The 24,964-nt window shown below is 70.5% G+C and carries 19 protein-coding genes and 2 CRISPR repeat arrays; of the genes, 6 read left to right on the top strand and 13 right to left on the bottom strand.

Features of this window, described 5'->3' with window-relative positions:
• Nucleotides 1-541 precede the first annotated feature (541 nt).
• Nucleotides 542-946, bottom strand: a complete 405-nt coding sequence (locus IE332_RS38355) for a hypothetical protein (protein WP_189925983.1) — start codon at nt 944-946, stop codon at nt 542-544.
• 76 nt (nt 947-1,022) lie between these two features.
• Entirely contained in the window at nt 1,023-1,631 is a 609-nt protein-coding gene (locus IE332_RS38350; protein WP_189925981.1) for a DUF6879 family protein, read from the bottom strand.
• Nucleotides 1,632-2,117: 486 nt separating this feature from the next.
• Here IE332_RS38350 and IE332_RS38345 point away from each other — a divergent pair, with 486 nt between their 5' ends.
• Both IE332_RS38345 and IE332_RS38340 read left to right on the top strand, forming a co-directional pair.
• Entirely contained in the window at nt 2,118-3,077 is a 960-nt protein-coding gene (locus tag IE332_RS38345) for a nuclease-related domain-containing protein (RefSeq protein WP_189925979.1), read from the top strand.
• A gap of 529 nt (nt 3,078-3,606) precedes the next feature.
• Nucleotides 3,607-4,818 carry an ISL3 family transposase gene (locus tag IE332_RS38340; protein ID WP_189926001.1) on the top strand — a complete coding sequence of 404 codons (1,212 nt, stop codon included), beginning with the start codon at nt 3,607-3,609 and terminating at the stop codon, nt 4,816-4,818.
• Between the two features lie 556 nt (nt 4,819-5,374).
• Here the strand turns inward: IE332_RS38340 and IE332_RS38335 are convergent.
• The 5 genes from IE332_RS38335 to IE332_RS38320 form a co-directional block, all read right to left on the bottom strand.
• Nucleotides 5,375-5,827, bottom strand: coding sequence for a hypothetical protein (locus tag IE332_RS38335; RefSeq protein WP_189925976.1), 453 nt, complete (start codon nt 5,825-5,827; stop codon nt 5,375-5,377).
• Between the two features lie 166 nt (nt 5,828-5,993).
• Nucleotides 5,994-7,655: an alpha/beta hydrolase gene (locus tag IE332_RS38330; protein ID WP_229929254.1), complete on the bottom strand. Its 1,662-nt coding sequence runs from the start codon at nt 7,653-7,655 to the stop codon at nt 5,994-5,996.
• A 5-nt stretch (nt 7,656-7,660) separates the two neighbouring features.
• Nucleotides 7,661-7,990, bottom strand: a complete 330-nt coding sequence (locus tag IE332_RS38325) for a hypothetical protein (RefSeq protein ID WP_189925972.1) — start codon at nt 7,988-7,990, stop codon at nt 7,661-7,663.
• Nucleotides 7,991-8,356: 366 nt separating this feature from the next.
• Nucleotides 8,357-8,488: a hypothetical protein gene (locus tag IE332_RS42125; RefSeq protein ID WP_268256664.1), complete on the bottom strand. Its 132-nt coding sequence runs from the start codon at nt 8,486-8,488 to the stop codon at nt 8,357-8,359.
• 129 nt (nt 8,489-8,617) lie between these two features.
• The gene (locus IE332_RS38320) at nt 8,618-8,761 is read right to left on the bottom strand and encodes a hypothetical protein (RefSeq protein ID WP_189926003.1); all 144 of its coding nucleotides are present in this window, start codon (nt 8,759-8,761) and stop codon (nt 8,618-8,620) included.
• Nucleotides 8,762-9,210: 449 nt separating this feature from the next.
• Between IE332_RS38320 and IE332_RS38315 the strand changes: the two genes are divergently transcribed.
• Together IE332_RS38315 and IE332_RS38310 are read left to right on the top strand one after the other, a co-directional pair.
• Complete coding sequence (locus IE332_RS38315) at nt 9,211-10,008, top strand: RodZ family helix-turn-helix domain-containing protein (protein ID WP_189925970.1); 798 nt, start codon at nt 9,211-9,213, stop codon at nt 10,006-10,008.
• A gap of 340 nt (nt 10,009-10,348) precedes the next feature.
• Nucleotides 10,349-10,891 (top strand): SMI1/KNR4 family protein, encoded by a 543-nt coding sequence (locus tag IE332_RS38310; protein WP_189925968.1) that lies wholly within the window; start codon nt 10,349-10,351, stop codon nt 10,889-10,891.
• 174 nt (nt 10,892-11,065) lie between these two features.
• On the opposite strand, the gene IE332_RS38305 is transcribed toward IE332_RS38310, so the two are convergent.
• Complete coding sequence (locus IE332_RS38305) at nt 11,066-11,341, bottom strand: hypothetical protein (protein ID WP_189925966.1); 276 nt, start codon at nt 11,339-11,341, stop codon at nt 11,066-11,068.
• A 1,363-nt stretch (nt 11,342-12,704) separates the two neighbouring features.
• The gene (locus tag IE332_RS38300) at nt 12,705-13,235 is read right to left on the bottom strand and encodes a YrhB domain-containing protein (protein WP_189925964.1); all 531 of its coding nucleotides are present in this window, start codon (nt 13,233-13,235) and stop codon (nt 12,705-12,707) included.
• A gap of 786 nt (nt 13,236-14,021) precedes the next feature.
• Nucleotides 14,022-14,598: direct repeats of the CRISPR family, unit length 28 nt; unit sequence GGCTGACCCCCGCAGGTGCGGGGAGGAC.
• Nucleotides 14,599-14,913: 315 nt separating this feature from the next.
• Here IE332_RS38300 and IE332_RS42120 point away from each other — a divergent pair.
• Entirely contained in the window at nt 14,914-19,020 is a 4,107-nt protein-coding gene (locus IE332_RS42120; protein WP_189925962.1) for an AAA domain-containing protein, read from the top strand.
• A 467-nt stretch (nt 19,021-19,487) separates the two neighbouring features.
• Nucleotides 19,488-19,886, top strand: a complete 399-nt coding sequence (locus tag IE332_RS38290) for a VOC family protein (RefSeq protein ID WP_189925999.1) — start codon at nt 19,488-19,490, stop codon at nt 19,884-19,886.
• Nucleotides 19,887-20,056: 170 nt separating this feature from the next.
• On the opposite strand, the gene IE332_RS38285 is transcribed toward IE332_RS38290, so the two are convergent.
• The 4 genes from IE332_RS38285 to IE332_RS38270 all read right to left on the bottom strand — a co-directional run bounded on the left by IE332_RS38285 (nt 20,057) and on the right by IE332_RS38270 (nt 24,943).
• Entirely contained in the window at nt 20,057-20,875 is an 819-nt protein-coding gene (locus IE332_RS38285) for a class I SAM-dependent methyltransferase (RefSeq protein WP_189925959.1), read from the bottom strand.
• A gap of 185 nt (nt 20,876-21,060) precedes the next feature.
• Nucleotides 21,061-21,760: direct repeats of the CRISPR family, unit length 29 nt; unit sequence CGGCTGACCCCCGCGGGTGCGGGGAGGAC.
• A 264-nt stretch (nt 21,761-22,024) separates the two neighbouring features.
• Nucleotides 22,025-23,191, bottom strand: coding sequence for a ParB/RepB/Spo0J family partition protein (locus IE332_RS38280; RefSeq protein ID WP_189925957.1), 1,167 nt, complete (start codon nt 23,189-23,191; stop codon nt 22,025-22,027).
• Complete coding sequence (locus IE332_RS38275; protein WP_308437661.1) at nt 23,191-23,829, bottom strand: ParA family protein; 639 nt, start codon at nt 23,827-23,829, stop codon at nt 23,191-23,193. Before IE332_RS38275 ends, IE332_RS38280 begins: the two co-directional genes overlap by 1 nt.
• A 700-nt stretch (nt 23,830-24,529) precedes the next feature.
• A complete protein-coding gene (locus IE332_RS38270; protein WP_189925955.1) occupies nt 24,530-24,943 on the bottom strand; it encodes a hypothetical protein in 414 nt (137 codons plus the stop codon).
• Nucleotides 24,944-24,964 lie beyond the last annotated feature (21 nt).

Here is a 24,964-nt window from a genome sequence, read left to right as displayed (position 1 = left end):
GACCGTCAAACGCGAACCCACGCTCCAGGCCCACCTCGCCGCGCGAGGTTAAACGTCAAGCTCAGAGGGGGAAACGCGGCATCCGCCCACGTCAACAGCACACGACAGCACCCCACGCGACAAGGGACGCGACAGCACCGCCGACGAACACGACGGCACAAGGCGCGCAGCAGAGCCGGGCGCCCGCTCGACGGGTACCGAGAACGGCCGGGGCCGCCGGGCAGGCCGGGCTCGTCACCCGCGTTCCAGGACTTCTCGGGTCGTTCGGGTGATGGCCCGGGGCGGTGTCGAGAGGAACGGACTGAAGTGGCACCACCCCTGGCCGACGCCGTCGGCCGGCCTATGGCCCTGGCGGCACGGCCGGAGCGGGCAGGTCGAGAACGCGGGCAAGCGAAACGTTCGGCGACCGGTGACACGGGCTCGTGGCCGAACCCGAGCAGGCCGCCGCCGTCGGCGAACACCTGCCAGTCGCGCCAGTCTTCCAGTCCGTCGCAGCAGCCGGGCAGGAAGGTGACCCCCGTGGCGTGGCCGGTGACGCGACTCATCGCTCGGTGACGCGCAGGTCGCGTCCGGCCTGGTAGATCCTGGACTCGCCCGAGGCGCTGGCGTGCTGCGAGACGGCAGGGGCGGTCGGGGCGGGTGCCGCGTCGGGGGCGAGTTCGTCCAGCAGGCTCCGCAGCGGGACCGCCACCTCCGGGTGGCCGGCCAGCAGGCGTCTGATCCGGCCCTGCCACTCGGCCGCCAGTTCGTCCTCGGTGGCTGGATCCGACGCCAGGTCCTCCCGGGTGTTCTCGAGCTCGGCGGCCACCGCGTCCGCCCGCTCGGGCACGGCCTGCCGCCAGAGGGCGACGACCCCGTCCCTGGCGCGCTCCCAGGCGTCGGTCGCCATCAGCGTGACGAGGGTCAGGCTCGCGCTCTGCGCGAGCGTGGCCAGCTCCGGATCCATGGTGCACGCTCCTCACGCTGCTTCACACCGGTCGACATATCAGGCGCATCAGGTCGTATCAGGCATATTGGTCGTGTCAGCGGACGGCGGGCGGCCCGAGCGGGGCGATCTCCCGCGCGAAGAACCGCCCGAACTCCTCACCCCTGCGGTACAGGGCCTCGAACTCGGTGAGCGTCGTCGCGATCTGCCCGGGATCGAGGAACCGGCGAGCGCCCGCGCCTTTCAGCTCCTCGTCGTAGATCACGGCGTACATCACCGCGTTGCCCAGGACGACGACCTCGGGCAGCCGGCCGTCGCGCTCCAGCTCGGCGACCTCCCGGGCGTCCAGGACCCGGATCTGCTCGCCCAGCTCCGACCGGAGCCGGAAGGAGTTCAGCTCCCACTGGAGGTACGGGGTCACGGGGAGTTCGACGATCCGAAGCCTGCGGAACGCCAGGCCGCGTCTCGCGATGCCCCGGAAGAACGCGTCGACGGAATCCCGCTCGGCCTCGATCAGACGCAACGCGCCCGCCCAGTCCCCCGAGGCGAACGCCTCCCAGCTCGGCGAGCCCTGCTCCCTGAACGTCTGGCCGCGCTCGATTTTGGCGAAGAGGTGGATGCCGCTCCCGAAGAACCGGCCGAAGTCGTCGAGGTAGTCCGCTCTCCCGAGGACCTCGCCCGCGCCGTCGCGGAAGCACTCAAACACCAGGGATGTCCCTCTTCGCCGCGATGAGCATGCTGCGGGGGATGACCACGAGGCGCTCGTCCCGGCCGATGGTGACCCCCGCTCGTGCAGGGAGGAGGGCGGCTTCAGCTTCAGCGACGACTGGCGGGACGGCTGACCCCCGCTCGTGCAGGGAGGAGGCTTTCTGGCCTGCGGCGTAGCGCGACCTTTGCCTTTTCTTGACCATTGCTGGCAGTCGAGCTGTTGTGGTGTCGAAGGCCTGCTTCATCGTGTCACGTCAGCTGGTCAGCGCGGGCGGTGATCTGGACATCGGCTTCCCAAGTCATGCTCACCCTCTCGGGTCTCTATGGCGGCTGTCCTGAGTGGCCGCTGAGGTGACTCCTCTGCGGACGCCTGGCTCGTCCCGCGCATCGGCGTCATCGGTCCGAGGCTTGCGGTCGTGACGGTCGCAGAGGCTCCCCCAAAATCGGTGACTAAGTGTCAAGCGTGAGTGACACACTCCCTGCCGTGACCACGACTGCCCATCGCACCCCAGACGCCAATGTCCCCGGCGCCAGCGCCCGCCGCATGGCTGCGCAGCTTCGCGCAGGCACCTCGGGATTCGATGTGCCGGCACCGGAGGTCGTCTCCCGGACACCTGCCGGGCTGCCGGCCGCGTCGCGGCCTCGGAGTGTCAGGGAGGCCCTCGGCTGGGCGGTGTGCGTGGGCCTGTTCGGCTTCTTCATCCATTACGTGGTCGCGCTGGTTCTGGCGGGTGCCGTGTTCATCGTGGCCAAGATGTCTCGGCGTACGGTGAAGTCGTCCGCTGCCGGGACGGCGGCAGGCCCGTCGCGGGCACGGCTGACGAAGACGCCTCCGACTCCGCAGCAGCTCAAGGCCGCCGACCGCTGGGAGCAGGGCGCCCGTGGTGAGGAGGAGACCGCGAGGATCCTTGCCCCGCTTCTGCGGGACGGCTGGACGATCCTGCACGACCGGGGCCTTGTCGACTCACGCGCGAACCTCGATCACATCGCGGTCGGTCCGGGCGGTCAGATCGTGGTGATCGACTCGAAGAAGTGGACGCCCTACCCCGGTGTCGAACTGAAGGTCCCCTACACCGAGGACGCGCTTGTCTACCGCTACGACCGGACGAAGGACGTCCGCGCACTGCTCAACGAGGTGGACCATATGGTCGACGACATCGACGTCCGGCCGACGGCCCTGATAGTCGTCCACGATGTCGAGTACTGGGGACCGCGGCTGCGGTGTCTCGGTGTGCTGGTGATCCGTCCGGACCGGCTGCTCGACGAGGTCCGGCAAGCCCAACCGGTGTCCCGGCGGTCGGATCTGGCCCGGTTCATGGACCTGACCTTCCCGCCGTACCGGGACAGGTCGGAGCCGACTATCGGGCTCCAGGAGGGCCTTGCCCGCCGCAAGGCGGCCCTGCGGCAGCCCACCCGGGGCGGGAGCCGCCGGCAGGGCCGGTAAGACCGTCGGTCTGCGGCGGTGTTCCCGGGTGCGCCGGAAGACCGCGAGCGGCGCACTGATGACGATCTGCGAAAACGGCTCTGACCGGAGTTCCGTGAAATCCCAGGTCAGCGGCATGCATGCAGGATCGTTTCCCTGCGGGATGACCTGCGCGTGGCTCTCCGCTCGATCGAAGATGTTCTGTTCCCCGAAGCCGATGTTGAACTGGAACGGCTGACCGCCGACCCGGAGGTCGTGCTGGTGGAGGTGGCCGCGTGCGGCCCGCCGGCCCGGTGTCCAGGCTGCGGGAGCCTGGGGAGACGGAGACACTCCTCCTACTGGCGAACGCTGGCCGAATGACCGCTTGTAGGAAGGAAGTTGGCGATACGCCTGCGCGTGCGCCGCTTCTTCTGCGACCGCGCCCGGTGCCAGCGGACGACGTTCGTCGAGCAGGTCTCCGGGCTGAGCGAGCGGCACGTGCGTTCCAGCGTCGGGCTGAAGCAGTGGCTTCGGGCCGTCGCCACCGAGCTGCGGCCGGGCCGGCGAACGGCTGTGCCACAAGCTCAGCATCGCCGCCGGCCGGACCCGCCTGCTCGGGCTGCTGGAGGCGCCCGAGGTGCCGGACCGGGCGCCGCAGGTGCTCGGCGTCGACGAGTTCGCCTTCCGCAAGGGCCGCACCTACGGGACCGTCCTCGTCGACGTCGAGACCGGACGCGTCGTGGACGTGCTCCCGGACCGCACCTCGGAGACTTTCGCCGCCTGGCTCCGCGAGCACCCCGGTGCGGAGATCATCTGTCGTGACCGCGCCACCGCCTACACCCGGGCGATCAAGGAAGCCGCCCCCGACGCGATCGAGGTCGCGGACAGGTGGCATCTGCTCCAGAACCTCTCGGCCGCCGTCGAGAAGACCTGTCACCAGCACCGCTCCTGCCTGCGCAAACACGTCGAACAGGAGGATCCGGCGCCCGAGCCTTCGGTGATCGACCTGCCGGTGCCGGAGCTGCCACGCACGCCTCTCCTCGAGCGCACCCGCGACCGCTACGCGGACGTCCACCGGCTGCTGGAGCAGAGGTGGACGATCAGCGCCATCGCCCGCCACCTCGGTTTGGACCGCAAGACCGTGCGCCGCTTCAGGAACACCCCGCTGGACGAACTCCTCGCGTCCGCGAAGGACTTCGGTGTCCACAAGGCCAGGCTCCTGGAGCCGTTCAAGCCCTACCTGAACAGCCGGTTCACCGCCGGATGCACCAGCGGCACCCGGCTGTTCCACGAGATCCGCGAGCGCGGCTATGCCGGCAGCATCCAGGTCGTGCGCCGCCACCTGGCCAAGCTCCGTGAGGGGACGGCCGAGCCGGTCCGCGCCGACATCCCCAGCCCACGCCGCATCACCTCGTGGATCATGCGTCCACGCGAGACGCTCACGGACCAGGAGGTGGAGAAACTGCTGGATGTCAGGATCGCCTGCCCGGACATCGCCCGGGCCTGTGACCTGGCCAGATGCTTCCGCGACCTGCTGGTCAACCGGCGCGGCGGCATGCTGCCGGACTGGATTCGCCAGGCCGAGCAGGACGCCCCCGCCCCGGTCCGCTCGTTCGCCGGGTTCCTCCGCCAGGACCTCGACGCCGTGACCGCCGGCCTCACCCTCGAATGGAGCTCCGGCAGGGTCGAAGGCAACGTGAATCGGGTCAAAACGCTCAAGCGCGCCATGTACGGCCGGGCCTCGTTCCGGCTTCTCCGGATCCGCATCCTCACCCGGCCATGACCTTCACGGAACTCCGGTCAGAGCCCCCTTCCCCGGTGGTGACGCGCCGGAGCCGGCTGGCCCCGGACCGGAGGCATGGGCGGCTGACCCCCGCGGGTGCGGGGAAGACGGCCACCATGCGAAGGCCCGGCTCTCCCAGGCCGGCTGACCCCCTTCGCCCGGTCGCTGTGGCCGCCGTGACTGTCCTCAGCGTGCTGGTGGGAACCGCCATGGTGGTCACCCGGCCTCCCTCCCCCGGCCGTCCCGCAGCCCCTTGATGCTCACGGCGTGGCCACCGGCCGTGCTGCCGTAGCCGAAGGCCGGATGAATCTCAGTGAGGCAGCCGATGGCCGGTGCGCGAAGACGGCTGAGGTTCAGTTCCAGATGAGACAGGAGAGTTGTCCTCCCCGCGCCGACTACCGCGCGGGGAGGACAACTCCAACTGCTCGTGTGCCGACCACTGGCCCTGCCCGTTCCCAGCGCCCTGCAGGCGTGAGCGGATGTCCTGATGGCCGCCGGCCAGCTATCTCCGCATGGCGTTCCCCCGCGGAGGGGTCCGCTGGTACCCGACCCCGGGTCAGCGGGGCGTCGCCGACGCTGCGGGAGGCATCAGGCAGGGGGTGTTGACGCGGAAGAGCAGCAGGCCTCCGGTCGTTGTCTGGACCGTGATCAGGTAGCGGCTCGATGTCTGGGAGGCGTCGAGGACCGCGTCCACCTTGCCGTTGGCGGCCTCCCGGTAGCCGTCGATCTTGAAGCCCTGCTGTTCGAGCATCGCGCGGACCTTGCGGACGACATCGGGGTGCTGGTCGAGCGGAGCGGAGCTGTAGACCGCGTACGACATCTTGTACCGGCCGTCATTGGCGACCTCGTCCTTCTTGCCGACACAGTCGTTGAAGAACGGCTCGGCGCTGCCGGGATCGAGGGCGACTCCGCCGGTCTGCGCCATGTACTCGGTCATGTGCTGGGCCCAGTCCTGGGCGTCCTGGCGGGCCTTGACAGGGAGCGGCTCGTTGGGACCGGGCGTGGACATGCATCCTCCGAGGATCAGGGGCAAGCAGAGCGTTAGGGCGGCAGCGCCCAGGCGTCGGGCTCCGGGACGGCGTGCGGCGAGTCGCGGAAGGAGGAACGGCACAGTGGAATCCTTGCGGCCGAGACAGGGTGAGGACCGGTACAGCCAGGCCATGGACGGCCCGGCTCTAGTGGTCACGGACAGACGGTGCGATGGGGTGCACCTTGGGAACCGTGGTCGGCTGCGCCCCGACGATGAGGCGGCCCTGGTTGGCAAGGCTCTCGCCGCCGTCCCAGTACCCGCTGTGCCCGGATGTGTCGACCAGGAAGTTGTTCCCTCCGAACCGGTCGATCATCGGATCGTCGCCGAGAGTGAGTCCCGTAGCATATTCGATCGGGTCGTCCTTCGCCCTGCCGGTCCAGAAGTGGCTCGGATCGATGTGGAGCTGGTCAGCACGGTCGACGGTCATTCCGGGACTCGCGATGGCGACGATGTCGTCGGCGCCCAGTCCGTTCCCACCTGCGGCAGCCGCACCGACGAGCGTCGTTCCGTAGCTGTGGCTGAAGACCGAGAGATGACTGTGGTGGTCGCCCTGGGCGACCCGGGTGCCCTGGGTGAACTGACGCAGGGCCTCGGCTCCGTCCTCGGCCCTGCCCGTCCAGCCGACGGAGAGGTTCGGCGCTTGCATGACCGGGATCTCGGGGGTGTCGTATCCGAGCCAATAGATCACCGACACCTTCTGATTCGTCCCCTTAGACGCCTGCTTCGCGGCTTCCTGCATGTCGTTGACGCGTGCAAGGTTCCCGTGCGTGCTGTCGATCGTCGTCCCGGTGCCCGGCACCAGGACGGCGGTGTGGTCGGCGGTGTCGGGGTTCCCCATGGCGATGATCGTCTTACCGTCGCCGTCGTAGGCCTTGGCATCGAACCCGAGCAGGAACAACTGTTTGTCCGCGGCCTTGGTGTCGTACGCGTCGAGCTGGTCCTTCAGCTTCATCAGATTTTGCTCGCGGGTGTTGTACTCGTCGGCCGTCATACCGCTTCCGCGCGCGCTGCCGGCCCGCAGCCCGTCCAATTCCTGGTCGAGGGCCAGCCGGTTGGCCTCGTCCCGCACAGTGGCGGGCAGGCCGTCCATGCCCCCGATCCGGTCCGGGTAGAGCGCGAGGTAGCTGCTCTGCTGCTCGGGGGTCAGGGACTTCCACCAGTCGGCGGACTTCTGCGGGTCCTTGTTGTCGGGGACGTACGGATCGGCGAGCCCGAGGTCCTTCGCCACGTCCTTCACGTCGGTGGCGGTCTCGGCGGTGGAGCCGAACACCCGGGGCCGGGTGAGGATGTCGGCGTCGAGGCGGCTGAGGGCGAGGTCGCCCTTGTCGCTCGCCTCCTTCGCGTCGGTCAGCGCCTTGTTGATCCAGTCCTGGACGTTTCCGCGCAGGGTGGCCAGGGCCTTGCGCTCGGGGTCGTCTCTGGCCTCGGGGTCGTTCTGCTCGCCCTTGCCCAGCGGCGGCATGTTCACCGTCCCGTCCGGACCGACGGTCAGACCCCACTCCTCGGCGCGGTGCACGGCGTTCTGCAGGTTGGTCTGCGCCTGGTGGATCCGGTCGGCGACGGTGTCCAGGGTGAGCGCGACGGCGGCGGACTCGACCCGCACGATCTCCAGGATCTGCTCGGTGCGTCCCAGCGCGTAGAACGCGGACTCGGCGTCTCCGCCCTCCCACTTCGCCTGGCGCAGCGGACCGTTCACCTGGCTGCGGTGCCTGTTGTCAGCGGACTGGGCGCCGTTGGACAGGTCGCGCCATGCCTTGGCGGCGTCGTGCATCCCCGCCGGATTGAAAGCGAGCAGCAGCTCGTACATGGTGCTCACTGGCCCGGCTTCTCCCACACGTCGCCTATCCGCTGCTTCTGCCAGACCTCGGCGTTGGCGTTCTCATTGTTCGTGTAGGCCTGCGCCGTGGCGGTGAGGTTGTCGGCCGTCTTCTTCAGCCGGTCGCCGATGCTGGTCAGCACGGGCGCCCAGTTGGTCGCGACCTGGCCGAGCCGTGAGCCCACCGACCAGCCCACCAGTTGGCCGGCGGCCGTCTGTCCGGCCGTGACGGCGGCCTGACACGGCTTCGCGAAGTCCTCGCCGATGGCCCGCGCCACACCTGCGGACATGTGGATCTCATTCGGATCGACCTTGAGATGGCCCACTGCATTCCCCTCCCGACAGTCCCTAGATCAGCGGAAAGCCTATGCGGTGATCAGCCGGGTTCCATCCGTACAGATACTCAGTCGCATCGTGACGATTGTCGGCTTTGTGACCTGACTGCCTTTTTATTCCATAGGGAGTAGCGGTCAAGCGGGTCCCTGCCGCCTCCTTCCCGCGCAGCCGTTCATGGCGGCGGTGTGACGGGATCCTCCGAGGACGGCCGGCACGGCACCGGCGATCCCGGTACGCGTCGTGCCGTGAGGTTCGGGGGGCAGCGAGGCTGAGGCGGGTGAACGCTGCGGTGTTGGCGGGCCGGTCAGAAGGTTGCCCGGCCGGGGTCGGTCGGTGCTGTGCGGCCGGGGCGGGCGTCAGCGCTGGGCGAGGCCGGCGGCCCGGGCGACGTCCGGGTCCTGGGGGCCGCCGAGGAGAAGGATGCGGAGAGCCGCGCCGGTGTAGACGGCGAGGAGCCTGGCGATCCTGCGAGGGGTGGTGGTGCGCATGGTGGGTTTCCTGCCTCTCGGGTGGGGCGCTGACGGTGCTTCGGATATCGGATTGTGGTTCTGCGGCTACCAGAAGGTGGCGTCGTCTATGGACTGCGGCGCGTAGGTGACCTTGAGGGAGTCGTCGACCTAGACGCCCTCGGCGGCCCTGAGCGTGGGGCCGGTCGCCGTCGTGACGTCCCCGCCGTCGTCGCATGCGGTCATCGAGAAGGCGGCGAGCGCCATGCTCGCGGCAGCGGTGACCAGCCGGGTGCGGGAGGTGCGGACGGACATGGGGGCGTGCCCCTTTCGGCATGTGCTCAGGTGGCGCTTCGATCGGACGACCTAAGCCTGCGCGGTGATCCGTCCCGGCCGCCACGCCCGGCGCCACGATGGGGACGGTGGAACGCCGGTACGCCTCTGACCAGCTGAAATGGGCCGAGCCGGGAACGCGGGAACGGGACGCGGGGAACGAGGGGACCGGGCGTCGCAGGCCGACGAGCCGCGGAACGCCGACCGATGCGGTGCACCGGCGGGTGCCGACTTGAGTACGGGTACTCATGTCACCGACCTGGTGGATCGAGCACGATTCAGGCTGAGGCGGAGGGCCCCGGTGGCCCGGGGCGGCCCACCGGCACCGGGTCACCGGGGCCTGGGAACAACGGTCTTGATCGCTCCTGACGGACCGACCGCCGTCCGCACACGAAACCTTGCATCCGACTGACGAATCCACGGGGGTCCTTGTGTCCATCGCCCGAACCAGCGGCAGGCTTCCCCTCGCGGTCGGCGCGGCCGCACTGGCCGCGGCCGCCGTCACCGGGTGTTCCTCCGACCCCGGAACCACCCCCGACATGCCGGCCGTCACCGCGCACGAGAGTGCCGCCTCCCCGGGCGCCGCCCCGACGGCCGTACCGACGTTCAACACCTCGGGAAGCCCGGCGTTCGGCTCCCCCAGCAGCACACCCACCGGCCCGCCGATCCCCACCGGAGCGGCCCTGCGCGCCCTGCTGCCGACCGCCGCCACCCTGCCCGCCGGGTGGACGATCAAGGGCAACGGCAACCAGAACGACACCGGCACCTACGTCGTGGACGATCCGGTCGCGCCGATGCTGTCGAAGGAACCGTGCACCCAGATGCGTCTCGCCGGGACCATCCTCTCCCAGGACTTCAAGGCCTCGGGCACGATGGAGGAGGTCTACGACGGCGAGAACATGGTCCAGGTCTACCTGGCCGCCTACCATCCCGGTGACGCGGCCAAGCTGCTCGGCGAGATCCGGGCGTACACCGAGCGCTGCAAGTCCTTCACGGGCAAGGGGATGGACGGCAAGCCGGTCCCGCTGACCGTGACCCAGCAGCCCGTGTCGGGACTCGGCGACGAGGCCCTCGACATGAGGAAGGTCCCCCAAGGCCCGTACCACAGCGAGGAGATCGTCGTGACCCGGGTCGGCGACCGGCTGCTCTTCCTCAGCGGCGACGACATCCTGGGCCGGCTGCCGAACCTCATGCAGCTGGCGGTGCCGCTCTCGAAGAGCGTCAAGTAGTCACCCCGCTGGGGAAGCCCACCGTCGGGTCTCGTCGCCGGTCCGAACGGACGTTCAATTCGCGGGCGCGCAGAGGCGAGCCCGTCATCTCGGGCCACCACAGCGTCGGCTCCGCGGGTCAGGGGAGGACTTCCGGAGCCGGGCGGCAAGCATGAACGTCCGTGGCTGACCCCCGCCGGTGCGGAAAGAAATCCCGCAGCAATCGTAGCGGCGCCGGCCGTGGTTTCTCGGCCCCCAGTGTCGACAGCGCTCGGAGCCTTCAACGGTGGTTCTGTGCGCGAGAGAACGACAGCACTCATCTGAAGATCAAGATGTCGGACGCCCATGCCAGTATGCTCCCGTGACGACCACACCTGACCAACGACCCGACGAGGCCACACTCGACCTCCTGCGTTCGGCGTTCCCAGCCGAGTGGCGGGAGCCGATCCTGGGTCACGATGGAGTCGCGGCCTGGGAGGTCGAGAATCGGGTGACGCTTCCGGAGCCCTACCGGGCCTTCATCGCGGAGATCGGCAACGGCAGCGGCCTCGGTCCCCCGGGGGATGAGGGCCTTCAGCCGCTGGGATGGCTGCCGGAGTGCTGGCCGGGTACGGGGCCCCGGCACCCGGGAGCGCCGTTCCCCCTGTCTGAGGCGTGGGTGTGGGAGGACGACGAGACGGTCGACGCTCACGATCCACGCGTCGATGCCGTCTTCAACCATGGGTCGGTCGTCCTCGGCGCGGAGGACGGGCCGTGGTTCTGGCTGCTGGTGACGACTGGACCGCGCCGCGGTGAGGTCTGGATGGTGTCCGACGTCGGCGCCGCCCCGGCGCCGGTGGCTGACGCCAGAAGCTTCGACGGGTGGGTGCGGCACTGGCACGCGGGCAACGACTGGCGTGCCTGAGCGCGAGGCAGCGGATCATCGACGGGCACGCGGTTCGATTCCGGCCCTACGGGGGCGCCGGTCGCGGAGGCCTTGGGCAGGGCCTCGAACCCCGGTTGACCCCGCTCGCACCGGAGGAACGGTGGTGGGCCGAACCGGCAGCCCGCCGGTTCGGCCCNCCCCACCACCGCAGGCTCAGAGGCCCGGACCGGTGTTCGTCGACACCGAGACCTCACCCTTCACCTTCTCGACGAGGCGGGCGAGGAAGCGGTGCCCGGCCCACTTGGTGCCGCGCACCGTCAGCTGCAACATCCCGGCGAGGGCCGCGATGATGACCGAGTTCCGAGCGGAGCCGGCGAGCCCGCTCCCCGGCGCGTAGTGCTCGATCACCGCAGCCGCGAGGGCCAGGAGGCAGATGGTGCCGTAGCTGACGGCGACCTGGTTGCGGCGGATCGTCCGGAGGACCTTCACGTTCTGGTGTCTCTTTTCCGTCGGTCTGGAGACGTACCCGGCTGGATGTCGGGCGCGTCGTGTCGGTGACGGCGTCGCCCGGGGCATCGGTCGAACCGTCAGCGCCGACCTTATTGTGGATCTCCGAAGGGAGCGCAAGGGTCTGACGGTGTGCAGAATGTCACGGGAAGCAGACCTAGCGCCGTACCACGGGATTGTGGTAGGCGCTATAGATCTTGAGTTCCGGTCCAGCCGCTGAGACCAATCCGTTTGCCCCGGGCGACCAACAGCCAGACCTGAGTCGCGGGTGACGGAAGAACCCGATTGACTCGTAACGGCGCCTCACTCAAGTACTTGAGTGGCGTCGATGGCTCAAAGCATAGAAGGAGTCTTTCTTTCAAGCAAGGGAGAGTCATCCTGAATCCTCGCCCGACAGCCCTCTGACCAGCGGTTATTTCCCATCGAAGGCAAGTCTTCAGCGCCGGCGAGCCATCGGTTGGCCGCCGACAAGCAATGTCTCCCTGGCACTGTCCTTTGACACCGCCCAGGGTTGGTCAAACGCTCCTTGACCTGTGGGCTCCTGGCGCGGACGGCTGGCGGAGGCCAGTGAGGTGCCGGATTGAGGCGGCACCCGGCAAACCAGTGAGGGAGACGCGCGACGACCTGAGATTCAGTCGGAGGCGTCCCCCGCGGAGTCCTCATCAGGGCGTTGCGGAGTGGACCCCGAGAAGGAGAGGTACCGGACAGGGGAGCACCGATGTCGGCGCTGATCATCAAGGGAGGCCCGGCTGTTGCCGGAACTGGATCCTGCCGTCCGTTCCGCACTCTTGCGTTCCGACGCCTGATCGCCGTCCACCACTCAGGGACTTCGGCCGTTCGTCTGTCGGACTCGTCAGACGAACGGAGGCTTCACGCGCCCCGACTCCCGCAGATGCGGCGATGGAGGACGCATCCCGCGCTCGGAAGCAGGGCACCCAGTAAATTTACTGGGTGCGCTTTGGTGGCCGACCCTCCGTGACATAGGGAGGACGAACCCCAGGCAGGGAAGGGCACCCAGTAACGTTACTAGGTGCCATCCCGCGTCATGGCGTGGGCTTCGCGCTCGGATATGGACCACCCGGTCAGGTTTGCCCAGGTCGGCGCGATTGATGAGAACTCGCGCGACGCCCTCAGCCACCTCGCAGCTTCCGAGTACAGCCGAAGCAGTGGGCAATCGCGCGTTGCCGTTCCTCACCGCCGACCGACGTCCGGTCCGGGACAACGAGACGAAACCGGCTCATCCGGAGACGAAGCTCCGCCGAGCGATGGTTGACACCACCCCGGCTCGCCGACTCACCGACGCCGGGCCGGCATCCTGGCGTTTACTCGGTCCCTGAGCGGATCCCTACCGGACCGGGCCGACCAACGTTTCGATGGACAGATGCGGGCTCTTCGCTTCTCGAGTGAGGTCCGCCAGCTCTTCCGACGGCTCGACTCCGTCGCGGACCGCCATGACGTAATCCCTTGCCTCCCGCAGACTCAATCGCGGGGCTTGCTTGCGCAGGTGGCTCATCGCGGCCACGACGCCTGCGGAGTCCACGAGCGCGCGGACAGAGGAGACCAGGGGGTCAGACGTTCTGACGCCCTTGACCTGCCGGAGGTAGAGCTCCTCCCAGTCTTCGAACGGCCACATGGCTGCGGGGATGTGATGGATGCTCCCGTCATGCCGGTCCACCAGGTAGGGGCCGCTGCCGACCAGGTTGTGGACAAGATCATGAGTGCGGGCGTACTCCGCCGTGTTCCAGAAGACGACCCAGCCGACCGCGTGTTCCTCCACGTTGTAGACGGCCAGCTCGTAGAGCGGTCCCGCCCAGGTCAGCCGTTCCTCGGCCAACAGGGACTCGACGAGCGCGACAGCGCGTTCCTTGGAGATCACGCCCTCATCATTCATTACAGATCAACCGGGAATCCGGGCAATGCTGACGCCCCGCGCCGGCATCTCAAGGACGGTCTGAGCGACCTGGCCACGCGCGCGCTACCGGCTGGCGGGACATCCAACGCAACCGCCAGCCATGCCCACACGGCCCGACGAACACGCGACAACCCGCCCGCCTCGCCAGGGGCTCGGCCTCTCACCGGCGGTCGGACGTATACCCGGCACAGGCGACTCGACCTCTACGCTGCGTGTCACCGTCGCCACCGGATCGTTGACCGGTCTGGAGAGAGGCAGCCCCGCATCGGCTGCACTGCGGCCTTCGCTGTCATCTGGACCGGGACCCTGTGGGCGTGGGGCACCTACTGCCGGAAGTAGCTGCCCCCGAAAGGTATGGGAGGGACTCGTCCAGGACCTCCAGCGACTTGTGCGGCACCGGCTGGCCCCGGCGGGCGCGGAGAAGAACCGGGCGATGCTGGTGCAGGACCACTCGGCTGCGGCTTGACCCCCGCCGGTGCAGGGGGGACAGGACCTTGTGCACCGCTTCCAACTGGATCCGCGGCTGACCCTCGCATTCGCGGGGAGAGCGAGCGGATCCCAGACCGCTGAATGGTGCGGACTGGCTGACCCCGGCGGGTGCTGGGAGGATTACGCAGTGGTCGCCGAGTATCTGCAACTCTGCAGGTGGGAAGAGTCAGATCATGAACCGGCCCCACACGTCGCCGTACGGCTGACCCTCGCGACCGCGAGGAGAACTATTCGGCGGTGGCCGAGAACCTGCAACCGATCGGCTGACCCCCGCGGGCGCGGGGAGGACGGCGGCCTGCTGCCGGGCAGCGGCCCGCTCGGCGGCTGACCCCCGCGGGTGAGGGGAGGACATCTGGCTGCGGACCCGCGCCAGAGCGTCGGCGGGCTGACCCCCGCAGGTGCGGGGAGGACGGCACCAGCGCCCACGAGTGCCCGTAGCCGAGCGGCTGACCCCCGCAGGTGCGGGGAGGACGCCGGATACCGGCTCATCCGGATATCCGGACGAGGCTGACCCCCGCAGGTGCGGGGAGGACGCCGGATACCGGCTCATCCGGATATCCGGACGAGGCTGACCCCCGCAGGTGCGGGGAGGACGCCGAGATGGTGAGCGAGGTCGACGGCTCCACCGGCTGACCCCCGCAGGTGCGGGGAGGACCACCCATACCCCCAAAGTCTTGAAGTTCAAGACGGCTGACCCCCGCAGGTGCGGGGAGGACACCGACATCGTCGACCGGGTTGCTGGCCACGACGGCTGACCCCCGCAGGTGCGGGGAGGACATGTTGATCTCCACCAGCCAGTTCGTCATGGTCGGCTGACCCCCGCAGGTGCGGGGAGGACACTTCGCGACCTGGGGTGATGTAGCGGATTTGCTGTTTCTTTACTAGCTCGATGTGGCGTCGAGTGAGCACACGTTGCTTGTCGATCTGTTGAGGTGTCAAAGAGCCGTGGACATCGTGCCATGTACCAGCGACCTCTGAACGGAGTCGTAGCGGGCCCGCTGCCGGAACCTGTCGTGTCAGCCGGGTACTCGGCCCGCCCGCCCGCCGTCCGGTAGATTCGGCCGCCGGCTGATCGGCACACGAAGCGGCTGTGGGCCGTGGGTTCGACGCAGGGGGCAACGGGGTGCGGACCGGGGACGGGCGGGGCCGGCGGGTGGGGGATCTGCTGGAGTGCTGGCGGGCGATCGAGCTGTTCAGTCCGCCGACCATTCCGGAGGTGCCGCGCAAGCGCCGCGCCGGCCGTCTGCGGGCGTCGGACACGGTGGTCGTCGACGTCACGCCGGCCGCGGGCCAGGCGGCGGCGCCGCTGCCGTGGGCGCCGGAGCATCCGGAGACGGCGGCGTGGCGGGCGCCGCGCGGGATGGTGTGGCGGCACGAGGTGTACGGCGGGGTGTTCGATCTGGAGCGGCTGCGCCTGGCGATGATCGCCGTGCTGCCCGAGGACACGGAGCCGGATCCGGGGGTGCCGGACGGGGAGCTGGAGCTGCCGGGCAGGAGCGCGGTGTTCGCGCTGGTCCTGGACGAGCACGGGCGGCCCGTCGCGGACACCTCGGTGGTCTCCGCGTGCGCCTGGGCGACGGGGCGCCTCTCCGACCCGGGGCCGTCGGCGCCCGGGTGGCTGGACGGGTTCGAGGAGCTGGGCGAGGCGTTCGAGGTGGCGGTGGGGCGGCTGGCCGCCACGCCGGTCCCGTACGCGCCCGGACCCGCTCCCCTGCCGAACCCCCTGCTGTCGCGGCCCGTGGGCGCCGCGCCCGTACGCCAGGAGCCCGTCCTCGCCGACGGCTGGCGCCAGCTGCTCGCGGAGATCCTGGGCGGCGCGGCGGTGGCCGCGGTCGGGGCGCTGTTCGGCGAGGTCGCCGGCGCCGCCGTGCAGGGGGCGACGGAGCCGCTGGTGCGGCGCGTCGCCGAGTGGTCGGCGGCCCGCCGCCCGGACCGGGCGGACACCGACGGGGCCGCCACCCCCGGCCCGGACGCCACCGCCCCGCCAACGCCGTTGGAACCGGCCGCCGACGTGCCGTCACCGGACGGCGAAGCCCCGGACGACGCCGGCAAGCGCCCGGTGGCACTCGCCGACCTCGTCGCCCTGACGGCCCAGATCGCCCACCTGTGCGGCGTCGAGGAGCACCTCGACCCGCGCGTGATCCGGGTCCAGAGCAGGCTGGTCCGCCTCCCCCGGGACCCGAAGGACAAGCCCGCCACCCCGCAGCCGTTCCTCAACAGCCTCCTGCCGCCCGACCTCGCCCGGGTCCGCGCCGCCCTCACCGACGGCAAGGGCACAGGCAGCAGCAGCAGCAGCGGCGGGGCCGAGGGCCTCGGCCCCGCCCTGGAGGCCTACCTGACCTCCCACCGGGACATCCCGGTCGGCGCCCGCACCGACCTGCGCGAGGACCGCCTCGCCGTCCTCGACGGCGTCGACCCGGCGCTCGTCCCCGCCGGACGCTGGCCCGCGAAGGCGAGCCACCCGCTCGCGCTCAGCCAGCAGTTCGCGGTCAACCGCATGCTCGCCGACCGCGCGGACGGGACGGCGGCCGCCGCGGGCCCCGACGCCGGAGGCCTGTTCTCCGTCAACGGACCGCCCGGCACCGGCAAGACCACCATGTTGCGCGACCTCGTCGCCGCCCTCGTGGTCGAACGCGCCGCCGTGATGGCCGGCTACCGGCGGCCCGGGGACGCGTTCCCCGGGCGCGCCTGGCGCGGCAAGGACCGCCAGGGCCGCCACGCCCGCTTCGTCGCCGCCCTCGACCCGAAGCTCACCGGCCGCGAGATCGTCGTCACCTCATCCAACAACGGCGCGGTGGAGAACATCACCGCCGAACTGCCCGGCGCCGCCGCCCTCGACGAGCACTGGCACGGCGGCCCCGACCACTTCTCCGACCTCGCCTCCGCCCTCCTCGGCGGCGAGCCCGCCTGGGGACTGGTCGCAGCCGTCCTCGGCAACAAGAGCAACCGCACCCGCTTCACCCAGCGCTTCTGGTGGGGCCGCCTGCCCGAACACGAGGACGCCGCCCGCACCGCCGCCGGGCTCCCGCCGCTGCGCGGCATGAACGCCGTCCTCGGCGACTGGGTCCCGCCGAGCGCGCCCAAGCCCGCCCGCACCCCGCGCGACCGCCGAACGGCCACCGCCGCCGCAGCCGCCCGGACAACCACCACCGCCACAGCCACCGACACCCGCACCGCCACCACACCCGCCGGCCCCGCCCAGCCCATCCCCTCCTGGTCCCGGGCCGTCGCCGCCTTCACCGCCGCCCAGGCCGAAGTCGAACGCCTGCGCACCGAACGCGCCCGCCTCGCCACCGCCCTGGCGGACACCCGACCCGACCGCCTCCACCCCCGCCTCGACGCCCTGCGCGCCGCCATCACCCGCGCCGACGCCCGCGCGGCAGCCGCCCAGGCCCGCCACGACACCGCCCTCACCGCCGTCGACACCGCCACCCACGCCGTCCGCACCGCCGAAGCCGCCCACCAGGACGCGACCCAGCGCATCCCCCACGCCCAAAGCACCCTCGCCAACGCCCGAAGCGCCCTCGCCACCGCCCGCGAACGCGCCGACCACCACACCCGCCAGATCGCCGCCCTCACCACCCTCCACGACGAACCCCCCACCGCCCAGCCCGGCCTACGCGCGGGCCTGCGCCGCCTCCTCCAAAACAGCGCCGAACGCCAGGCCGCCGAACAGCACCGCGAACGAAGCCAGGCCGAACTCCTCGCCCTGATCGCCCGACAACGCACCGCCCTCGAGGACGCCTACGACCACATCGCCCGCTGCGCACGCGACGAGGACCTCGCCGCCGCCGAACTGCGCACCCGCTCCACCACCGCCCTCACGGACGCCGCCGCGGCCGTCACCCGCGCCCGCGCCCGCCAGGACACCGCCCACGCCGCCGAATCCACCGCCCACGCCGCCGCCGAACAGGCCCGCGACGAGGCCTGGGCCGCCCGCCGCGACCTGGAGGACGCCACCGCCGCGCTCGACGCCGCCCACCGCACCCTGCGCACCGCCGCCACCACCCTCCCCTCCCTGCCCCTCGACTGGCTCCACCTCGACGACCACGAGCAGGAACTCGGCGCCCCCTGGTCCGACGAGGCCTGGAGCACCGCCCGCAGCGACCTGTTCCTGCGCGCCCTCGACCTCCACCGCGCCTTCGCCGCCAACACCGCCAAACGGATCCGCGGCAACCTCCAGGTCCTCATGGACCTCATGACCGCGAACAGCGGCCCCGTCCCCGACGAACAGGTCCTGCACGCCTGGCAGACCCTCTTCCTCCTCGTCCCCGTCGTCTCCACCACCTTCTCCTCCTTCGGCAGCATGTTCGCCCGCCTCGGCCAAGGCTCCCTCGGCTGGGTCCTCGTCGACGAAGCCGGCCAGGCCACCCCGCAGGCCGCCGTCGGCGCCCTCTGGCGAGCCCGCCGCGCCGTCCTCGTCGGCGACCCCCTCCAGCTCGAACCCGTCGTCACCATGCCCACCGCCCTACAGCGCCGCCTCCTGCTCGCCCACCGCGTCGACGAGGAATGGCTGCCCTCCGCCACCTCCGCCCAGGCCGTCGCCGACCGCGTCAACCGCCACGGCACCTACCTGCCCGCCCCCACCGGCGCCGAGCACGACACCGTCTGGGTCGGCTCACCCCTGCGCGTCCACCGCCGCTGCGAAGACCCCATGTTCACCGTCAGCAACGACACCGCCTACGGCGGCCTCATGGTCCACGGCACCCGCCCCCAGCCCTTCCCCGACCCCCAACACGACGGCCTCCTCCCCAGCCGCTGGCTCGACACCCCCGACCCCGACCGCCCCGCCGACGCCCCCTGGGGCGAACGCGACCGCCGCGCCCTCACCTACCTCCTGCGACAACTCGACCGCCACGGCGTCGACACCGAACGCCTTCGCGTTATCGCCCCCTTCCGCGCCCTCGTCAGCGAAGCCCGCGAAACCTGCCGCACCCTCCCCGGCTGGACCCCCGAAACCCTCGACGAACGCTGCGCCACCGTCCACAAGGCCCAGGGCAAGGAAGCCGACGTCGTCATCCTCCTGCTCGGCTCCGGCGGCCGCCCCGGCGCCCGCACCTGGGCCGCCCGCACCCCCCACCTCCTCAACGTCGCCGCCAGCCGCGCCAAACGCCGCCTCTACGTCGTCGGCGACCGCGCCCTGTGGGCCCCACTCCCCCACTTCGACGTCCTTGCCGCCGAACTCCCCGCCTACGACCACATCGAGGACCGCGACACCTGGCCCCTCGACACCCCCGAACCGGCGGCCCCGCCGACATAGGCCGTGTCCTCCCGCCCGCGTCGCCCCCGCCCCCGAACGGTCCGTCACGGGCGGGGGCGCCCGTATCGGATCCGTGCCGTCGTCCCGGCCCCTGGGGAGGAGACGCGGAACGGGGACCGGCTCCGTCGGACGGCCCGGGTGTGGATGCGGCCGCGGAGTCGGCCAGTGGAGAAGGGGGACTTCGCGGGACATCTACAATGCCCGCAAACACGCTTACGGCGGGGCCTGCCGCGCTGAGCGTCCTCGAGCGGGTCCGGGGGCGTCGGACGGCCCGCGGCCGTGACCGATGGTGAGGACGATGTGCTGACGGTCCATGATTCCCCGGCCGCGTGCCGGACCTGCTCAAGGGTCCCCCAGGCAGCCGGGAGCCGCCGATGCGATGTCATGCCGGTGGGGGCATCGTGCGACTCGGGTCGGTCGGCCGGGACGTTCTCGGTGGCGGCGGCGTGACCAGGCCCATCAGCGGAATGCTGCACCACGTCGAGATCTGGGTCCCCGACCTCGACCGTGCCGCGGCCTCCTTCGGGTGGCTGTTGGAGGCCCTCGGATACACGTTGGTCCAGAGCTGGAGCGACGGGCGCAGCTGGCGCCTCGGGGCCACGTACCTCGTCTTCGAACAGTCGAAGGCTCTCACCGCCGACCGTCATGACCGTTGCCGGCCGGGGCTGAACCACCTGGCGTTCCACATCGACGGACCGGACACGGTGGAGGCGCTGGTCTCGGAAGCCCTCCAGCACGGCTGGCGCCTGATGTTTCCGGACCGTCACCCGCACGCCGGCGGCGACCACGTCTACGCCGCCTACCTGGAGAACGAGGACGGCTTCGAGGTCGAACTCGTCGCGATCAGTGCCTCGGAGGCGGACTGATCGCGACGAAGGCCGCTTGAGCCCGGGGGAGGCTCAAGCGAAGCCACCCCTACTGTCGCCGCCGCTGGCAGGCCGCGAGCCGACCGCTCTCCTCGTACCTGCGTCCCCACCGGCCCGCCCGGCGCCTATGACCTGCTGCCTCGGCTGACCCCCGCAGGGTACGGGGAGGACTATGGCCGACACATCAGGAGCCCGCCGAGGCACGTGATCATGAACGACCCCTCGGTCGCGATGGTCGTAGCAGCAATCTCTGCGGCCCGGCTGACGGTCTCGTGGAACGGGACGCCGCACTGGTCGGCCCATGCCTCGTAGGAGGCCAGGTGAGCGATGAGTGGTGCCGGGTCGGTGATCCTGATGGTGCCGGCCAGCACCCGTACCCGGACGTCCTTGAACGCCGTCCCGAGGTAGCCATGGGCTTTCTCCAGGGAGAAGCGGGAGCTGAGGGAAACCCGTGCAGGCCCTTCGGGAATCCCGAGGACGTCTCCTGCAGCTCTGGCCCAGAGCCGGTCCAGCTCCTGCTTGTCGGTGTCGCTGTTGGTGGAGGCGATGAGGACACCCCCAGGACGGAGGACGCGGGCCAGTTCCTTGATCGTGGCCTCGATGTCACTGACGTGGTAGAGCATGTGCAGGGCCAGTACGGCGTCGGCGCTGTCGTCGGCGAAGGGCAGGGCCTGGGCGTCGGCCACCAGGACCGGCTTCGGAACGTCGGCGAGGATGCCCGTCGAGATGTCCATCCCGATGACCTGAAGGTCTGGGCGGTCCTTGTGCAGGCGGCTGACGAACTTGCCGTTGCCGCAGCCAACGTCGAGGACGGTTCTGCTTGTGCGGGCCAGCTCTTCGACGACGATCCCAGGTAAGTCGTACTGCGGCTGCTGCCATCGATAGATCGACTGGCGGGCGGCCAGGTGGCGTCCGTCGGCGTAGGCGCTGTTCGCGAGGACGGACTTGTCGACGACTGCGGCGTCCTGCCGTGCGGTGTTGCTCGTCACTGTCGCAGCTCCGGCGGGTTCGTGAGTGCGGATCGGGAGCAGGCTTCTCTGACATTCTCACGGAGACTCAGGGCGAGAGGGGAGCCTGCGTAGGCGGGCTCGGCGAGGCGAGTGCTCAGCGCCCGAAGACGGCTGGAGATACTCGCTGTGCGCAGGCCCGGTGCGGCGTTCAGCATCACCGACAGCGGCTGACCCCCGCGTGTGCGGGGAGGACTTGCGGAGGATGCAGACGTACCCGGTGACATCCGGCTGACCCCCGCGTGTGCGGGGAGGACACCACGACGTCAGAGCCGTGGGAGTCGGGCATCGGCTGACCCCCGCGGGTGCGGGGAGGACCCTTCCGGACGCCGAAGGCCCGGTACAGGTGGCGGCTGACCCCCGCGGGTGCGGGGAGGACGCCTTCGAGGACACCTGGGGCAGCGAGTCCGGCGGCTGACCCCCGCGGGTGCGGGGAGGACCTCGAAATCGACCCGTACCGACCAATCCTGATCGGCTGACCCCCGCGGGTGCGGGGAGGACAGTTCATGCGGCGAATGATGCAGGCCGCGGTCCGGCTGACCCCCGCGGGTGCGGGGAGGACGGACCGCGCGGGGGTGTGCTCTCGCACCACAACGGCTGACCCCCGCGGGTGCGGGGAGGACTTGGTGATCGAGGGGACCCAGGCCACCCGGGTCGGCTGACCCCCGCGGGTGCGGGGAGGACGAGGCGACCAAGCGCGCTGCCCAGCGTTGGCGCGGCTGACCCCCGCGGGTGCGGGGAGGACGAGTTGGTAAGGAGCTGAAACCCAAGGTGAGTCGGCTGACCCCCGCGGGTGCGGGGAGGACCCCTGGCCGTCCGTGCGGTTCGGGTTGACGCGCGGCTGACCCCCGCGGGTGCGGGGAGGACACTTCCTGAGCTGCGGCGCAGCAGCGCCTTTGCCATTTCTTGACTGATGGGATGTCAGGTCTGGAAGCCCGTCACTGTGTTGTCAGAGGTGGCGTGGTCAGAGTGTCGAGTTTTCAAGGAGCACCTGACATCGCGCCACGCGCGCCTTGCAGTGTCCTCGGCCTGTCGACCAAGGAGAAACAGTCGGCCCCGTTGGCCGCCGGCGCCTCGAAGAGCTGCGGTGTCCCGCCCCACCCGAAGGTGCGGCGGGACACCACGGATGTGTCAGCTGTTGGTCGTCAGCAGACGGTTGGCCAGGGCGTCGGCGAGGCGGTAGGCCTCGTCGGCCGAGAGGGTGCGGCAGATGGCGTCTGCCAACTCCTCGACGTTGTGCCAGTCGACGGTGCCGAGCTCCACCGGCTGGGTGGCGGCTGCCGGCTTCTCGCGCTGCTCCGGCATCGGGACCGGCTCGGAATTTTCCGCGGAAAATCGATCGGCGCTCGGCGTGGGCTCAGCGCTCGCGAGCGGAGCCTGCGGGGCGGGTTCCGGCCGAGGCGCCGGAGGGGCCACCGGCTGCGCCGCCGCCGGCGTCACCTCCGCGACCGGCCGGGGGGCCGGCGCAGGCGTTGCCGCCGGCTGCGGAGCCGGCGCGGCGGGGGCGACGGAGGCAGGGGCTGACGTGACCGGCTCCTTGGCCGCGGCCTTCGCCTCCAGCCTCGCCGCCCGCTTCGCGGCCACCGCGTCGGAGTCGGACTGGAGCAACTGCTCCAGCTCCGACGTCTGCTCGGCCAGGGACATCTCCTCGATGCCCTTCACCGACCCCAGACGCCGCGCGACGTTGATGGAGACGCCCTCCTCGCCACGCGCCTTGGCCCGAACCTGGCGCTGCAGTTCCGGGTGGAGCTTCAGCAGGTTCTTGCGGTGCGAGATCCAGCTCTGGGACCAGCCCTCGGCCTCGGCGGCCTCCTTGGCGGTCGGGTACTGCGCCACGATGAGCAGGACCGCGTTGGCCTCCTCGATCGGGTCGAAGTCCTTGCGCGCCATGTTCTCGTCGAGCGCCGCCCGGAGCAGGGTCGCCTTGGACTCCGCCACCGTGTCGTCGACGACGACGAGCAACTGCTCCCGCCCGTACAGCTGCGCGGCGGCGCGGCGGCGGTTGCCGTTGACGATGACGACGTCCTGCGGCCCCGCGCCGAGCGCCTGCCGGTCCTCCGGCCACAGCCGCAGGTAGGCGTCCGGGGTGACGGCGAGGCAGCTCTGCAGCTGGCGGTCCTTGATGCTCGCCAGATCGGAGAGGTCACCCAGCTCGTCACGGGGGTTGCGCGGGTTGGGCAGGCAGTTGGCGGTGGGGACCCACCGCGCCGGGGTGTCGTTGGCGCTGCTGTCCACACCCGGGGCGTCGACGACCGGGTCGGCGGCCATCGACGCGAAGGAGACGCGACGGCCCGCCATCAGCGACCCCCGTACCCGAGCTCGAGGGACAGGCGGAAGAAGTCCTCGCGGGCCCGGTAGGCGGTGCCGCTCTCCTTGTACTGGGTGACGACGGTGCCCTCGGCGACCGCCCGCGAGTGGATCTTGTAGCGGCGCAGGACGGTCTTGGCCCGGGGCCAGCCCTTCGCCGTGATGTACGCCTCGGTGTCCTCGAGGTCGGCGCGGCCGTCGCGCGGGTCCCAGTTGTTGACGACGATCCGGAAGGGGATGTCCATCGGCTCGATGACCTTCTGGATGGTCCGGGCCGTCGGGTCGAAGCACAGCGGCTCGGTGATCATCGGGACCAGGACGTCGTCCGCGATCTCCAGTGCCCGGCGCAGGATCTCCTCGTCGGCCAGGGTGCCCGGCGTGTCGATGAAGATGTGCTCGTACTCGTCCTTCTCACCGAGGACGTCGAAGGTGCACGCCGCGAGGTTGACCGTGGTGGTGGTCTTGCCCACGCCGCCCTTCTGGTTGGCGATGACGTGGATCTTCGCGCCGGTGTTCTTCAGGTGGATCAGCTGATCGGCCTGCTCGTGCGCCGCCATGAAGTCGAAGGGCAGGTTGTCTCCCACCCGCTCCGCCCAGACGACGGCGGACCCCTGGGGGTCGGTGGACACGACAAGCACAGATGGCTTCATGATGTTCCGTTCTCTCCGTGGGCTTCCCGGGCGGTGTTGCCCGGTACTGCGGATGCCCGCCGCGCAAAGCCATGGACGGCGGACGTGGGACAGCATTCCAGATGATCAGGTGGGAGCTAGAACCGACCCGCGTGTCGTGGAGCACAATGATCGAATCCGATTCCGCGCCGAGGGGTGACCACGCCTCTCCGAAGTCGTCCTGATTGTTTCTTCGCGGGCATGACGGCGGATGTGTGGCGGAGGGGGGAACGCGCACAGAAGGCGGCTGCTGGAGCGTACGGATCGAATCGCATGATGGGGATAGCCCCATTTGCTGCGGACCGCCCTGCATATGGGGTTTGGCTCAAGCGTCGCCGCTGCGGCTATAGCGTGTGGGATGATGTCCCGATCCTTGTGACGATTCGGCAGCCTGGTCGCTCGCTGGCATCGTCGGGGTGCCTCGCCTGGTCGAGAGGTGGCAGAGGCACCGCATCGTCCCAGTTCAAGAAGTCTCCTCCCCGCACCTGCGGGGGTCAGCCGCCGGACGTCGTATTCATCGACGGCGCGTATTTCTCCTCCCCGCACCTGCGGGGGTCAGCCGATGGCTGCCGAATGCGCCGTGGAGAACATCGGCTCCTCCCCGCAGGTGCGGGGGCAGCCACGTGGGGCGCCCCCGCCGTGCCGGTCCTGCGTGCGGTGCCTACGACGGACGAGGGCCCGCGCCCTCGCCGGCTCCCTGACCCGCGGTCGTCGTCGACGCGGCCTCAGCGGCGGCGTGCCGCCGCCGTGCCGCCTTGACCTCGGCCTGCGACAGGCCGACCCGCTCCGCGGCCTCGGCCGCGTCGGCGCCGGTGTCGAGCAGCGCGACCACGAGGGCGTCGAGCGCCGCGGACTTCTCGGCGAGCCTGGCGGCGCGCTCGCGGCGCAGGTCGGCGACGAGGCGCTCGGTCTCCGCCGCGAACTCCTTGGCCTCGTCGAGGCGGAGAATGACGTCCTCCGCCAGGCGCCGGCGCTCCGCCTCGCGTCGTTCGAACCTCTCCGCCCGCTCGGCCGCCGCGAGGCGGGCCTTCTGGCGCGCGGACAGTTTGCGTGCTCCCCCGGTTTCCTGTGTCACGTGAGCTGATCCCTCCCCAGT

The organism is Kitasatospora xanthocidica, from assembly GCF_014656195.1.
GTDB classification, from domain to species: domain Bacteria; phylum Actinomycetota; class Actinomycetes; order Streptomycetales; family Streptomycetaceae; genus Kitasatospora; species Kitasatospora xanthocidica.
This window is presented reverse-complemented; position numbering and strand designations above follow the sequence as displayed.

Bases quoted from the DNA above. Each gene is read 5' to 3' on its own strand.
- IE332_RS38355 (WP_189925983.1), bottom strand. From the start codon at position 946: ATGGATCCGGAGCTGGCCACGCTCGCGCAGAGCGCGAGCCTGACCCTC.
- IE332_RS38320 (WP_189926003.1), bottom strand. From the start codon at position 8,761: ATGTCCGTCCGCACCTCCCGCACCCGGCTGGTCACCGCTGCCGCGAGC.
- IE332_RS38335 (WP_189925976.1), bottom strand. From the start codon at position 5,827: ATGTCCACGCCCGGTCCCAACGAGCCGCTCCCTGTCAAGGCCCGCCAG.
- IE332_RS38330 (WP_229929254.1), bottom strand. From the start codon at position 7,655: ATGTACGAGCTGCTGCTCGCTTTCAATCCGGCGGGGATGCACGACGCC.
- IE332_RS38280 (WP_189925957.1), bottom strand. From the start codon at position 23,191: ATGGCGGGCCGTCGCGTCTCCTTCGCGTCGATGGCCGCCGACCCGGTC.
- IE332_RS38290 (WP_189925999.1), top strand. From the start codon at position 19,488: ATGCTGCACCACGTCGAGATCTGGGTCCCCGACCTCGACCGTGCCGCG.
- IE332_RS42125 (WP_268256664.1), bottom strand. From the start codon at position 8,488: ATGCGCACCACCACCCCTCGCAGGATCGCCAGGCTCCTCGCCGTCTAC.